This is a genomic window from Sphaerisporangium aureirubrum, from assembly GCF_042658925.1.
Lineage (GTDB): Bacteria > Actinomycetota > Actinomycetes > Streptosporangiales > Streptosporangiaceae > Sphaerisporangium > Sphaerisporangium aureirubrum.
Map to the genome: position 1 here is coordinate 22193 of NZ_JBHSRF010000058.1, position 13974 is coordinate 36166.

Genomic DNA, 13974 nt, shown 5'->3' on the forward strand with positions numbered 1-13974 from the left:
CCGTCGCGGACGATCGTGGTGCTTGGGCGCGCCAGACGGCGATCCCTCCCGTATCGGTGCATCCGAGGCGTCACCGCCGCCGAAGGTGTGTACAGCGATCAAAGGAGCTGCGCCGATGGTGATGGCGACACGGGACGTGGTCGATTTGAGAGGGCTTGTGGACCGTCGGCTCGACGAGTTGCTCGACGGCGAGATGGCGCGCCTGGCCTTCCTGGGCGAGGACGACCGCGAGACGCTGCGCCGCCATCTGGTGGAGTTCGTCCGGGTGGGCGGGAAACGCCTGCGGCCGTCCTTCGTGTACTGGGGGCACCGCGCCGCGGGCGGCTCGCCGGACGACACGGACGCGGTGCTCGCCGCCGGGTGCGCGGTCGAGCTGCTGCACGCCAGCGCGATGATGCTCGACGACGTCATGGACGAGGCCGCCACCCGCCGCGGCCGCACGACCGCCCACCTGGCGCTGGCGGAGCGGCACCGGGGATCCGGCTGGTGGGGCGACCCGGCGCGGTACGGCGAGTCGGTGGCGATCCTGATGGCGATGCTGGCGTTCACCTGGGCGGACGCGGCGCTGCTGGACGGTGGGCCGGGGCTCGCCGAGGCGCTGGCGGTGTTCACCCAGCTGCGGGTGGAGATCATCGGCGGCCAGTACCTCGATCTCGCCTACACCGCCCGCGGCGTGAACGGCCTCGAAGCGGCGACCCGCGTGTCGACGTACAAGTCCGGTAAGTACACCGTGGAACGCCCCCTGCACCTCGGCCACGCCATCGCGGGCGGCGACCCCGCCCTGCGGGACGTGCTGAGCGCCTACGCGCTGCCGCTCGGGGAGGCGTTCCAGCTCAGGGACGACGTCCTCGGCGTCTTCGGCGACCCCGCGCGCACCGGCAAACCCGCCGGGGCCGACCTGCGGCAGCGCAAGCGGACGTACCTCACGGCCGAGACTCGCGAGCGCGCCGACGGGCACGGCATCGCGCTGCTGGACGGCGTCCACGACGAGGAGGACGTGACGGCGGCCCGCGAGCTGATCGTCACCACGGGCGCGCTGGACGCCGTGGAGCGGCGCATCTCCACCCTGGTCGCCACGTCGGTGACCGCCCTGGACGACCCGCGCGTGCCCGCCGACGCCAGGGCCGCCCTGGCGGACCTGGCGGGCGCGGCGACGAGCAGGACGTCCTGATGGGCGGACGCGGCCGGGTGGTGGTCGTCGGCGCCGGGCTCGGCGGGCTCGCCGCCGCGATCAGGCTCGCCGCGGCCGGGCGGGAGGTGACCGTGGTGGAGGCCTCGGACGGCCCCGGCGGCTGCTGCGGCACCGCCACGTTCGGAAGGTACCGCTTCGACACCGGGCCGTCGGTGCTCACCATGCCCGGCGTGCTCGCCGACACCTTCGGCGCCGCCGGGGAGGAGCTGCACCGCTGGCTCCCGCTGCGGCGCCTCGACCCCTACTACCGCTTCGCCTACCACGACGGCTCCGTCCTGGACGTGGTGCCGGGCCGGGAGGCGATGGCCGAGCGGGTGCGTGAGCTGTGCGGCCCCGCCGAGGCCGCCCGCTACCTGCGGTTCCGCGGCCTCCTGACCGAGCTCTTCGAGCTGGAGTGGCCCGCGTTCGTCGACCGCGACATGACCAGGCTGCGCGCCCTCGCCCGGCCGTACGCGCTGGCCCGGCTGGCCGCCCTCGGCGGCTTCCGCAGGCTGGACCGCCTGGTGCGCGCCCACCTCACCGACGAGCGGCTGATCAGGGCGCACACCTTCCAGGCGCTGTACCTCGGCCTGTCGCCCCGGCGGGCGCTCGGGATCTACGCGTCGGTGGCGCACATGGACACCGTCGGCGGGGTGTTCTTCCCCCGTGACGGCGGCATGCACGCCATCCCGCTGGCCATGGCCGCCGTCGCCGAGAAGGCGGGCGCCGTGATCAGGTACGGCGTGCGGGCCGCCGAGGTGGAGGCGGACGGCTCGGGTGTGACCGGCGTCCGTCTCGGCACCGGCGAGCGGCAGGCGGCCCGCGACGTGGTGGTGGCCTGCGACCTGCCCGCCGCGCACACGGGCCTGCTGCCCGCCGCCGCCGCGGACTGGCGGCTGCGCCGGCCCCGCTACTCGCCGTCCTGCCTGGTGCTGCACTTCGGCCTGGACCGGCGGCTGGCCGGGCAGGCGCACCACACCCTGCACCTCGGCGCGCAGTGGTCGTCCACGTTCGCGGCGCTGGAGGAGGGCAGGCCGCAGCCCGACCCGAGCCTGCTGGTCACCTATCCCGAGTCCGACACCGGCGCGGCCCCCGCCGGGCACGCCACCCTCACCGTCCTCGAACCGACCGCCAACCTGCGCGGCGACCTGGACTGGGACCGGCTCACCCCCCGCCTGGAGGCCCGCCTGCTGCACCGCCTCGACCGCCTCGGGTACGGCGACCTGGCCACGGCGCCGCGCCTCACCATCGACCCGCCCGGATGGCACCGCCGCGGCCACAGCGCGGGCACGCCGTTCGCCCTGGACCACCGCTTCACCCAGACCGCCTGGCTGCGCCCCTCCGGCCGCGCCCGCCGCGTGCCCGGCCTGCACTTCGCCGGCATGTACACCGCCCCGGGCGTCGGTGTGCCGCCGGTCCTCATCTCCGGCCGCCTGGCCGCGGAACGGATCCTGGAGAGCCGCCGATGACGCTGTCCGCCAGCTACGAACGGTGCCGCCGGTTGAACGCGCGGCACGGTCGCTCCTACTACCTCGCCACCCGCCTGCTGCCCGCGTGGAAACGCCCGCATGTGCACGCCCTGTACGGCTTCGCCCGGTACGCCGACGAGATCGTGGACTCGTTCGCCATGACCGGCGACCGGGAGAAGGCCCTGGACGTGCTGGCCGAACGGCTCGCCCAGGCGCTCGCCGGGGACCCGGTGGACGATCCGGTGCTCCCGGCGTTCACCCACACGGTGCGGTCCTTCGGCATCGACCACGGCGACATCGAGGCGTTCCTGCGCTCGATGCGCGCCGATCTCACCGTGGACCGGTACGCGACCTACGACGACCTGCTCGGCTACATGGAGGGCTCGGCCGCCGTCATCGGCACCATGATGCTGCCGGTGCTCGAACCCCTGCCCGGCGCGCACGACCGGGCCAGGGAGCCCGCCCGGCAGCTCGGGCTGGCGTTCCAGCTCACCAACTTCCTGCGGGACGTGACCGAGGACCTGGCCCGCGGCCGGGTGTACCTGCCGCTGGCGGACCTGGACGCGTTCGGCGTCACGGTGGCCGACCTGCGGGCGCCCCGGGCCGCCCCCGCCGTGCGGGAGCTGGTCGCGTTCGAGGCGCGGCGCGCCAGGGACCACTACCGGCTGGCGCTGGACGGCGTCGGCATGCTGGTCCCGTCCTCCCGGCCGTGCATCAGAGCCGCGCACGAGCTGTACGGCGGCATCCTGGCCGAGATCGAGGCCGCGGGCCACGACGTCCTCGCGGCCCGGGCCGCCGTCCCGGTCGCCCGCCGCCTCACGATCTTCGCCCGCCACCTCACCGCCGCCTCCGCCGCCACCCGCGCCGAGCGCCGCGTCCCGGCCGGGACGCCATGAGCGGACGGGAGGGGGCCGGTCCGGCCGGTGAGGAGGGCGGCGCGAAGGCGTCCGGCGAGGATCACCCGGGGGACGCCGCGCCTGTCGTGCTCGACGGGATGGGCGGGGACCACGGACCGGCCGAGACCGTGGCGGGCGCGGTGCTCGCGTGGCGGCGGTACGGCGTCCCGGTGATCCTCGCCGGGCGGGCAGGGGAGCTGCGCGGCGAACTGGCCCGGCACGGGGCCGCGGGCGAGATCGGGGTGGCGCACGCACCGGACGTCGTGCCGATGACCGAGCGCGGCTCGGGGGCGGTGACGGGCGCCGGGTCCAGCCTGGCCGTCGGGTGCGAGCTGGTGCGGCGGGGGACAGGCGGCGCGTTCGTCTCCGCGGGGTCCACGGGGGCCGTGGTCTCCTGCGCGGTGCGCTCGCTCGGGCGGGCGCCGGGCGTGCTGCGCCCGGCGCTGGCGGTGGCGCTGCCGACGGCGACGGGCGGCGCGACCGTCCTGGTGGACGCCGGGGCCACCTCCGACCCCACCCCGGAGATGGTCGCGCAGTTCGCGGTGCTCGGCGCGACGTACGCCGAGGTGGTGCTCGGGGTGGCCGCCCCGGTGGTGGGGCTGCTGTCCATCGGGTCCGAGCCCGGCAAGGGCAACCGCCTGGCCCGCCGGGCCGCGGAGCTGCTGCCCGGCCTGCCGTACCGGTTCCACGGGAACATCGAGGGCCACGACGTGCTGGCCGGAACCGTTGACGTGGTGGTGACCGACGGCTTCACCGGGAACGTCGTGCTCAAGAACGTGGAGGGGACGGTGCGGGCGGCGCTCGCCCAGGTGGCCGCGGCGGGCATCGCCGTCCCGGAAAGGCTCGCCGAGGTCGCCCGGCGCTACGACCCCAGCACCCACGGCGGCGCGGCCCTGCTCGGCCTGAACGGCACCGTGGTGGTGGCCCACGGCTCGTCTCGCGCGGCCACCGTCGCCCGAGCCTGCGCGGTCGCCCACGACCTGGCCCGGGGCAGGATGGCCACCCGCGTCCAGCCGCACCTCACCCCGTGAGCGGCTCAGGCGAGAGGGTCGGCACCGTCCCAGGTGCCTTCGCTGCCGTAGGGGACGAAGCGGGCGAACAACTCCTCGCCGTACCAGTCCTCGGCCCGCACCCGCTCGATCACCCGGCGGTGCGCCCGGCCCTCGTACGCGAAGGCCCGGACCGCCGCCGCGTCCGGCCAGAGCGAGAACGTCGCCTGCCGCACCAGCGGCAACTCACCCACCCCCACCGAGGCCAGGCAGCCGTGCCGCCGCAACTCCAGGTCCACGGCCGGGACGGAACGATGGAACGCCCACAACCGCCCCGGCCGGATCGCCGCCCGCGTCAGCACCGCCACCGGCCCGCCCTCACCGGAACCGTCCCCGCCCGGTCCGGTCACGCGGGGACCGGTCGCGGCCCCCTGGGACGCCGGGCCGAACGGCTCGGTGCCGTCCCAGCGGCCGTGCCACGACAGCGGGCGCAGCCGTACGTGCCACGCCTCCAGGGCCCGGGTGCGCCACCGGTCCGCGATGGGGGAGCGCAGCAGGAAATCCGTGAGGTCGGCCTCGTCGCGCCACACCGCGAGCAGGGCCCAGCGGCGGAGGTCGGCGCCGGCGGTCGTGGAGCGGCCCCGGCCGGTGCCGAGCAGCCGGTGGAACACCAGGCCGGGGGTGCGGCGCAGCACCGGGCGGTCGAAGGCCATGTACTTCACCGCGCCCCGGCCGGCGTACCTGATGAGATGGAAGGAAGCGATGGTTCCCCTGCTCGTCGCGGTCATCGGCGGCTACCTGCTCGGCTCGGTGCCGGTCGCGGTCCTGCTGGCCAGGGCGTACGGCTTCGACCCGCGGAACGTGGGCGACCGCAACCCCGGGTACTGGAACGTGAAGGAACGGCTCGGCCCGCGCGCCGCGCTCCCGGTGTTCGCCGGTGACACCCTCAAGGGCGCGCTCGCCGGGCTGCTCGGCCTGCTGGTGAGCGGCGCCCACACCACGGGCCTGGCCGTGGTGACCGGGCCGAGCGTGCTGCCCGCGTACGCCGGGGTGGCCGCCGCGATGGCCGGGCACGCCTGGCCGGTGTTCGCGGGCCTGCGCGGCGGCCGTTCCGTGCTGGCGTTCGCGGGCGGCGTCGCGGTGCTGTGCCCCCCGGCGTTCCTGGCCGCCGTCGCGCTGCTGGCGGTCACCGCCCTGGCCACCCGTTCGTTCGCCTTCGGCGCCCGTGCCGGGGTGTTCGCGGTCCCGCTGCTGCAGATCCCGTTCACCCCGCTCGCCCAAGTGGCCGCCACCGGGGCGCTGATGTGCCTCATCGGGCTGCGCTTCGCCCAGGCCGCGCTGACCGCCCGCCGGGGCTGAGCGGCGTTCACCGGGCCGCCGGCGGGTACGACCGGCCCCGCCAGGTGCGTGCCGGGCGCAGCGCCCCGAGGGTCAGCCGCAGCGCCGCGAGCGGGTCCAGCAGGGGCGACAGCAGCAGGCCGGGCCCCGGGCGGGAGTAGCCGCGCCACAGCGCGCCGACCAGCAGGAGACGTACGGCCAGCAGGGCGAGGTCGAGCCGGGTGGGGCGGCCGGCCAGCAGCCGCAGGACGGGCAGCCCGGCGGCGAGCCAGACGACGGCCAGGTCTCCCGCCATGCGCGGCGGGCCGGTGACGTCGGCCAGCGGCAGTGAGCGCCCCCACTCGCGCCACACCTCGGCCACCGACTCGTGCATGTCGACCTCGAGCAGCGCGCGGGCGTCCAGGAAGCGCACCTCCCACCCGTCGCCGGCCAGCGTGCGGGCCAGCGCCACGTCGTCGGTCAGGTGGCCGCGGGTCCGGACGAGGCCGCCCGAGGCCAGCATCGCGCGGCGCCGGAACGCCATGCACTGGCCGTTGGCGATCACCCGGTACGGCGGCGGGGGAGTCCTCGTGCCGATCGGGCCGTACCGGTAGACCAGGGTGGCGAGGAACGCGGCGTGCAGCGCCTGCTCGGCGGCCCTGTCGCAGACGAACCGGGGCCCCACGGTGAGCAGGTCGCACCCGTCCAGGGCCGCGGTCAGCGCGGCGAACAACCCCGGTTCCGGCCGCGCGTCGGCGTCCAGGGTGACCACCACGTCGCCGGTGGCCGCGGCGAGCCCCTGGTGCAGCGCCCACTGCTTGCCGACCCACCCGTCCGGCAGCGGCCGTCCCGCCACGACCCGCGCCCCCAGATCGGCGGCCAGCCGCGCCGTCCCGTCCTCCGACTCGTCGTCCACCACGATCACCTCGCCCACCAGCGGATCGGCGAGCACGGCCCGCAGGCAGGGCCCGATGCGTGCCTCCTCGTCCCGCGCGGGAACGATCACCGAGATGCCGCCGGGCGCCGCGCGGCCGTCCGCCGGGCGCGTGCCGGGACGATCGGACGTGTCGTCGCCGGAGGACGCGGTGTGGTCCGCCGGGGGACGGCGCAGCGGGGGCAGACGGTTCCGTCCCCGGGCCAGCCGTACCGCGACCACCAGGGCCGCCGCGGCCTGCGCGGCCGTCAGCAGCGCCCTCACGGCTTACGCCCGTGCGGGGGGAAGTCCTCGGAGACGAGCCCGGCGACCAGGCGTCCGCTCATCGCGACCAGCGGCAGGCCGCCTCCCGGGTGGGTGGTGCCGCCGGTCAGGTACAGGCCGCGGCGCGGGCCCCGGTTGGCGGGGCGGCGGAAGGGGGCGAGCATCCCGTGGTACGGCGTGCCGTAGATGGCGCCGCCCCAGGCGCCGTAGCGGTCGCGCAGGTCGGCGGGGGTGAACAGGTCGACGAAGCGCAACCGGCCCGCCAGGTCGTGGCCGCGCGCCGCCAGCCGCTCCAGCACCAGGTCGCGGTACGCCTCCGGCGTCATCGGCCACCGCGCGGGGTCGCGGGCGGGCACGTTGACCAGCATCACCCAGTTCTCCGTGCCGGGCGGCGCCTGCGTGGGATCGTCCACCGCCGAGCAGCCGATGTACACGGTCGGGTCCTCGGGCGGGCGTCCCCGCCGGAAGATGTCGGCGAACTCCCCGGGGTAGTCGCCGGAGAACACGACGGAGTGGTGCGGCAGCCCGTCGGTGCGGCCCTCCACCCCGGCGAGCATCAGGAACGCCGACGACGACCGCCCGAGCCCGGCGAGGCGCCGCAGCCGGGCCCGGTCGGGCAGCAGCCGCCCGTACAGCTGGGCGGCGTCGGCGTTCACCACGACCGCGTCGGCCCGCACGACCTCCCCGGACGCCAGCCGCACCCCGCCCACCCGTCCGTGCCCGTCCAGCACCCGGGCCACCTCGGTGCCGAGCCGCACCTCCACCCCGGCCTCGGCCAGCAGCCCGGCCAGGGCGTCCGCGATCCGGGGCAGCCCGCCGCGCACGTACCAGCCGCCGTCGCCGTGCTCGATGGCCGGGACGCAGCCGAGGGCGGCGGGCGCCCGGTAGGGGCTCGACCCGGCGTAGGTGGCGTAGCGGCCGACGTACTGACGCAGGCGCGGGTCGCGGAAGAAGCGCCGCGCCAGGCCGTCCAGGGTGCGGCCCGGGGCGATGGCCAGCAGGTCGCCGGGCCTGGCGTCGCGGGGCGGCCGGATCGGCGGGGCGGTGAAGAACGCCCGCCGGGACGCCGCCAGGCACTCGCGCGCCCACGCGTGGAACGCCAGCCAGCCGCGTCCCTCCCCTGGGGCGAGCCGGTCCACCTCGGCGGCCATCCGCCCGGGGTCGCGCGGCGCGGACAGCACCGAGCCGTCCGGGAAGCGGTAACGGCACAGCTCGGCCGGCTCCACCAGGTCGAGCCGGACCCCGAGGTCGTGGAACAACCCAGGCAGGGTGAGCAGCGACGGCCCCACCGAGAACGTGAACCCGTCCCGGCGATGCTCGGCCAGCTTCCCTCCGAGCCGCCCCAGCCGCTCGCACAACACGACCTGATGCCCGTCCCTGGCCAGCAGCAGCGCGCACACCATGCCCCCGGCCCCACCGCCGACAACGATCACCTCGGCCATGGGCACCGCCCGGCGCGGCACAGATCAAGATCCCCGTCCGCGGGCGCCGGCCGCGTCATCTCCGCCTCCGGCGCACCCAGCCCAGGACGGCGAACAGCCCCATGGCGGCCCCGCCCACGGCGGCGACCAGGATGTCGGGAGGGTCGAACACGGCGGCGAAGCCGATCGTCTCCATGACCGCCATCGCCGTGTAGAGCGCGGCCAGGCCGGTGCCCTCCCCGGCGGGCCCACGGCGGAACACTCCGCCGATCAATGCCATGACCAGGAAGGATACGACCAGCCACCCCGCGAGGTTGCTGAGCGGCACGCCGCGGTACGGCCCGGGATCCGCCCACTCCCACAGGCCGAGCCTCAGCATCTGCGGGTCGAGGAACAGGTCCCACGCGGTCAGCGCGAACGCCCCCGTGACGGCGGTGGGCAGGAACCGGCCCGAGCGCACCACCCGGGTCGCGACGGCGTGCGCGGCCAGTCCCATGCCGCCCCACGCCACCGCCACGACCAGCGGCACGTCCCCGGGCGCGGGCCACAGCACGCCGGTGTAGCGGTACTCGCCGAACGGCACGCCGGTCCGCACCCCGATCCACTCCGCCGCGTACCCGGCCCCGGCCGCCACCCCGAACGCCGCCGCCGCCCGCCCGGCCCCGCGCTCGGCCGCCGCGAAGGCCACCGCGGACCCCGCGAGCAGCAGCACCACCACGCCGGTCAGCCGCACCGGCGCGGGATGCGTGCCCGAGACCACCTGCGCGGCGAGCATCCCGCCGAGCAGCAGCGCGCCCACCGCGCCGCCCACCGCGCGCCTCGCCGCGGTCCGGTCCCGCTCGATCACCACGTCCACACGTACCCCTTCGCGCGATCACGGGCGCCGGATGCACCCACCTGACGCACGTGCCCGCTGATCGGGGCGGCGATGCCGTTCCAGGGGCGCGACGCCGTTCCCGTAACGGACACGGCATTTCGGTAACGCGGCGTTGACATCGTTGTCAGCATCGCCGTACGGTCACCGTACTTAAGCGGTTCATAAATGTGACCTCCCACCCCCTGACAGTCGGAGGAAGCCAGTGAACAAGCGTATGGTGATCGCGGTCGCCGCCATCGGCATGCTGGCCACGGCGTGTGTGACCGGCACCGCTCCGCCGCCCGGGCAACAGGCTTCCCAGGCCGGTCCGGTCACCATCACCTTCTGGAACACCGGCGCCGAGGACGAGGCGGCGATCCTGCAGAAGGCCGCCGACCTGTACACCAGGAGCCACCCGGACGTGAAGATCAAGATCTCGGCGATCAGCTGGGACGACGGCCACGCCAAGGAGCTCGCCGCCATCAGGGGACGGCGGGTGCTCTTCCTGGTGCAGTTCCTGCGCTCGGTCCCGGACGACCTCGTCGAGGCGGCCCGGATCGACGGCGCGGGGGAGTGGCGGATCTGGTGGCAGATCGTGCTGCCGCTGCTGCGCCCGGCGCTGGCCGCCATGTCGATCTTCGTGATGCTCGGCGAGTGGAACAACTTCCTCTGGCCGCTGATCATCGTGGAGACCGACCAGATGGCCAACATCCCGGTCGCGCTGGCCCGGCTGAACTCGGCGTTCACCGGCACCCAGCACATGGGCGTGCTGATGGTGGCGTCGCTGCTCGCGTCGCTGCCCACCGTGATCTTCTTCCTGCTGTTCCAGAAGCACTTCACCCGAGGTATCACGATGTCCGGCCTCAAGGGCTGACCCGGGCCCGCCGCCGTCCCCGGGGTCGCGGGGCCGGCGGCGGCGCGGCGTCCCCTCCGCCTCTGAGGCGAATTCCATCCCCCTGAGGAGCACACCTTGCCCGTCAAGCCCGGAAGATCGGGGAAACAGCTGATCACCCTGGTGATCGCACTACTGGCCGGACTGCTCGCCGTGCCCGGCACCGCGAGCGCCCACACCGGCGGCGACCACGGTTTCGTCACCCGTAAGGGCGCCGACCTCGTGCTGGACGGCAAACCGTTCCGGTTCGCCGGCACCAACAACTACTACCTGGGGTACCGGTCTGCCGCGATGGTGGACGACGTGTTCGCGCGGGCCAAAGCCGCCGACCTCCGCGTCATGCGCATCTGGGGTTTCCTGGACATCGGCAACCAGGACGGCAGCAACTCGGTCCACCACATCGAGAACGGCGTCTACTTCCAGTACTGGGACGGCACGCGGCCCGCGTACAACGACGGCGCCACCGGCCTGGAGCACCTCGACTACGTCCTGAAGAAGGCCAAGGAGTCCGGCATCAAGCTCGTGGTGCCGTTCGTCAACAACTGGGCGGACTTCGGGGGCATCGACCAGTACGTCCGCTGGGCCGGGGCCACCTACCACGACGACTTCTACACCGACGCCCGGATCCGCGGCTGGTACAAGGACTGGATCAGCCACCTGCTCAACCGCCGCAACACCCTGACCGGGGGGCTGTACAAGGACGACCCGACCGTGATGGCGTGGGAGCTCGGCAACGAGCCGCGCTGCAAGGGCTCGGGGGTCTACCCGACCTCCGCCACCTGTACCCCCGCCGTGCTCACCGCCTGGGCCGACGAGATGTCCCGGCACATCAAATCCGTGGACCGCAAGCACCTGGCCGCCGTCGGCGACGAGGGCTTCTACTGCGTCGCCGGGTCCGCCGACTGGACCGAGAACTGCAACGAGGGCGTGGACACCGTGGCGTTCGCCCGGCTCCCGAAGATCGACTACATGTCGATGCACCTGTACCCCGACGGCTGGGGCAAGGACGCAGCCTGGGGCACCGAGTGGATCCGGCGCCACAACGCCGACGCCCGGCGGATCGGCAAGCCTGTGGTGCTCGGCGAGTTCGGCTTCCGGGACAAGGCGGCCCGCAACCCGGTGTACCGCGAGTGGCTGGACGCCGTGGTCAGCGGGACCGACGGCTACATGTACTGGATGCTGGCGGGCACCCAGGACGACGGCACCCTGTACCCCGACTACGACGGGTTCACGGTGTACTGCCCGAGCCCCGTGTGCCAGACCATGACCAACGCCTCGTCGATGCTGCGCGGACGTCCCGCGTCGTTCCCGCCGGTCGCCGACAACGACCAGGCCACCACGACGTTCGGCGTCCCCGCCACCGTGACCGTCACCGCCAACGACATCGGCTACGGCGCTACGGTCCGCCCGGCCACGGTGGACCTCGACCCGGCCGCGGCCGGTAGGCAGGCCGAGCTGACCGTCGCGGCCGGCCGGTTCACGGCTGCGCCCACCGGCGCGGTGACCTTCACTCCCGCCGAGGGCTACAGCGGCCGGACCGTGGCGCGGTACACCGTGCGCGACAGCCGGAACCGCGTCTCCAACCTCGCCGACCTCACGGTGATCGTCCAGCCCGACCCCGGCGCCGCGATCAAGTTGTTCTCTTTCGAGGACGGTGTCCAGGGCTGGGCCCCCGGCAACTGGCAGACCGACCCCGGCACCGTCACCCAGTCCGACCAGAACCCCACCGACGGCACCCACAGCCTCCTGATCCACTCCACTGCCGGAGCCTGGTTCGGCACCACCTTCCCCGAACCCGTCAACCTCTCCGCCAAGGGCACCCTGAAATACGACCTCCGCACCGGCCCCGCAGGCACCTCCACCAGCATCGCTTTCCAGGTAGGCCCCGGCTACACCTGGTGCCAGTCCACCTGGGGCTGGCAGAACCCCGACACCACCGGCACCGTCGAGATCGACCTGACCTCCGCCCTGTCCTGCACGATCGAGGACCTCTCGGACGTCCGCGGCCTCATGGTCTGGTTCAGCACAGGCGACTTCCACATGGACAACCTGCGAGCCGAATGACCTGTTCACCGGAAGAGAACAAATACCTGAATCTTTCTGAAACCCCCTAAGTGAAAGTTTCATCGGGCGTGGCCGCCAGGACCGATTTCCAGCCGCCACCGCCCGCACCAATTTTCCCTACACATAGCATCATCGCTTAACTGTTTAAGTACCGAACAACCCCTCCCAAGCACTACCGCCACCCTCGGCCCGCCCCCACAGCACCCACTCCGGCACCGGTACAACGGGCCGTGGTACGACGAATCCGGCGCCGCCGTAGCGGACAACCCCGCGTGTGCGCGGCGCCGGTGAAATGGTCCTCGCGGAGGCCGCGCTCCGCGCGGAAGGCCGCGAGGGCTGTTCTCCTGCGGGGGACACCCCCGCACCCCCCGGCCTGCCGGGCTCGTGGTCCTCCGCTATGACGCGTCCCGGCGGACCGGTGTCCCGCCGTACCACTCCCGCAGCACCCACTCCGGCCCCGGAACAGCGGGCCGAGGGACGGCCAGTCCGGTGCCGTCGTATGGCGGACAACCCCGCGTGTGCGCGGCGCCGGTGAAATGGTCCTCGCGGAGGCCGCGCTCCGCGCGGAAGGCCGCGAGGGCTGTTCTCCTGCGGGGGACGCCCCCGCACCCCCCGGCCTGCCGGGCTCGTGGTCCTCCGCTATGACGCGTCCCGGCGGGCCGAGGGACGGCCGTTTCGTGCCGTCGTATGGCGGACAACCCCCGCGTGTGCGCGGCGCCGGTGAAATAGTCCTCGCGGAGGCCGCGCTCCGCGCGGAAGGCCGCGAGGGCTGTTTTCCTGCGGGGGACGCCCCCGCACCCCCGGGCCTGCCGGGCTCGTGGTCCTCCACCGCGACGCGTCCCGGTGAGCCGGTGTCCCGCCGTACGGCGGCGCCGGGTTCGCCGTGCCGCGTTCCCCCGTCGCGGCGCCGACCAAGGCGACCGCCGGGGCGGATGTCCGTTCGGGGCGGACAACCCGTGCGGGTAACGGAAGAGGGGCTAGGTCAACCGCCATCCGGCGGCGCCGGGATCGCCGTACCACGTCCCGCCGACTCGGCATCGGCTCGTGACCGGCAGGGCGGATGTCCGTTCGGGGTGGACAACCCCCGTGCGGGTAACGGAAGAGGGGCTAGGTCAACCGCCATCCGGCGGCGCCGACCAGGGCGACCGCCAGGGCGGATGTCCGTTCGGGGTGGACAACCCAGTGCGGGTAACGGAAGAGGGTGAGGTCAACCGCCGTCCGGCGGCGCCCGGTTCGCCGTATCGCGTTCCGCTGTCGCGGCGCCGGTACACAGAAGGCCACGGAGGGCGAGGAGTAGCGGTCCGCGCGGCTATGCGTGGAGCCGGGCGGGGAGGGTGAAGCCGGATCGGGGGCATGGACCGGGACCGGATCGGGGGATGGCGGGAACGGTGGGGATGGGCTCGAACAGTGGCATTGACTGGAATGTGTCGCGGTGGAGTGGGGTGAGCCCGGCAGGCTCGGGGGTGCGGGGGTGTCCCCCGTATGAGGACAGCCCTTGCGCCTTTCCGCGCGAAGCGCGTCCTCCGGCAAGGACCGTTTCACCTGGCGCCGCACGTATCGCGGGTTGACCGCCGTACGGCGGCGCCGGGTTCGCCGTACCACGTCCCGCCGACTCGGCGCCGGTAAGACGAGCCCGGACGGGGCGCCGGGGTGACGAGGCGGGGCGGCGGGGTGACGGGGCGGGGCGCCGGGGCGGCGGGG

General features: G+C 74.4%; 11 protein-coding genes. 7 read left to right on the top strand and 4 right to left on the bottom strand.

Going from position 1 to position 13974, the window contains the following annotated elements; genetic code table 11:
- The first annotated feature begins 115 nt into the window (after positions 1–115).
- From ACFP1K_RS29100 to ACFP1K_RS29115, 4 genes are read left to right on the top strand one after another with little or no spacing between them, the layout of a single operon-like run.
- Positions 116–1171: a polyprenyl synthetase family protein gene (locus ACFP1K_RS29100; protein ID WP_380759194.1), complete on the top strand. Its 1056-nt coding sequence runs from the start codon at positions 116–118 to the stop codon at positions 1169–1171.
- A complete protein-coding gene (locus tag ACFP1K_RS29105; protein WP_380759196.1) occupies positions 1171–2640 on the top strand; it encodes a phytoene desaturase family protein in 1470 nt (489 codons plus the stop codon). Before ACFP1K_RS29100 ends, ACFP1K_RS29105 begins: the two co-directional genes overlap by 1 nt.
- Positions 2637–3536 carry a phytoene/squalene synthase family protein gene (locus ACFP1K_RS29110; RefSeq protein ID WP_380759198.1) on the top strand — a complete coding sequence of 300 codons (900 nt, stop codon included), beginning with the start codon at positions 2637–2639 and terminating at the stop codon, positions 3534–3536. The genes ACFP1K_RS29105 and ACFP1K_RS29110 overlap by 4 nt, the downstream gene beginning before the upstream one ends.
- Complete coding sequence (locus ACFP1K_RS29115; protein WP_380759200.1) at positions 3533–4567, top strand: phosphate acyltransferase; 1035 nt, start codon at positions 3533–3535, stop codon at positions 4565–4567. The genes ACFP1K_RS29110 and ACFP1K_RS29115 overlap by 4 nt, the downstream gene beginning before the upstream one ends.
- A gap of 5 nt (positions 4568–4572) precedes the next feature.
- On the opposite strand, the gene ACFP1K_RS29120 is transcribed toward ACFP1K_RS29115, so the two are convergent.
- Positions 4573–5313, bottom strand: a complete 741-nt coding sequence (locus ACFP1K_RS29120; protein WP_380759202.1) for a spheroidene monooxygenase — start codon at positions 5311–5313, stop codon at positions 4573–4575.
- On the opposite strand from ACFP1K_RS29120, the gene ACFP1K_RS29125 reads away from it, so the two are divergent.
- Positions 5288–5884 (top strand): glycerol-3-phosphate acyltransferase, encoded by a 597-nt coding sequence (locus ACFP1K_RS29125; RefSeq protein WP_380759204.1) that lies wholly within the window; start codon positions 5288–5290, stop codon positions 5882–5884. The two genes, ACFP1K_RS29120 and ACFP1K_RS29125, sit on opposite strands and share 26 nt — an antisense overlap.
- Positions 5885–5891: 7 nt before the next feature.
- On the opposite strand, the gene ACFP1K_RS29130 is transcribed toward ACFP1K_RS29125, so the two are convergent.
- From ACFP1K_RS29130 to ACFP1K_RS29140, 3 genes are read right to left on the bottom strand one after another with little or no spacing between them, the layout of a single operon-like run.
- A complete protein-coding gene (locus ACFP1K_RS29130; RefSeq protein WP_380759206.1) occupies positions 5892–7040 on the bottom strand; it encodes a glycosyltransferase in 1149 nt (382 codons plus the stop codon).
- Positions 7037–8503: a phytoene desaturase family protein gene (locus ACFP1K_RS29135; protein ID WP_380759209.1), complete on the bottom strand. Its 1467-nt coding sequence runs from the start codon at positions 8501–8503 to the stop codon at positions 7037–7039. Before ACFP1K_RS29135 ends, ACFP1K_RS29130 begins: the two co-directional genes overlap by 4 nt.
- Before the next feature lie 34 nt (positions 8504–8537).
- Positions 8538–9317, bottom strand: coding sequence for a carotenoid biosynthesis protein (locus tag ACFP1K_RS29140; RefSeq protein ID WP_380759211.1), 780 nt, complete (start codon positions 9315–9317; stop codon positions 8538–8540).
- Positions 9318–9540: 223 nt separating this feature from the next.
- On the opposite strand from ACFP1K_RS29140, the gene ACFP1K_RS29145 reads away from it, so the two are divergent.
- On the top strand, positions 9541–10191 hold the full coding sequence (locus tag ACFP1K_RS29145; RefSeq protein ID WP_380759213.1) for an ABC transporter permease subunit: 651 nt from the start codon (positions 9541–9543) through the stop codon (positions 10189–10191).
- A 96-nt stretch (positions 10192–10287) separates the two neighbouring features.
- Entirely contained in the window at positions 10288–12273 is a 1986-nt protein-coding gene (locus tag ACFP1K_RS29150) for a cellulase family glycosylhydrolase (RefSeq protein WP_380759215.1), read from the top strand.
- Positions 12274–13974 lie beyond the last annotated feature (1701 nt).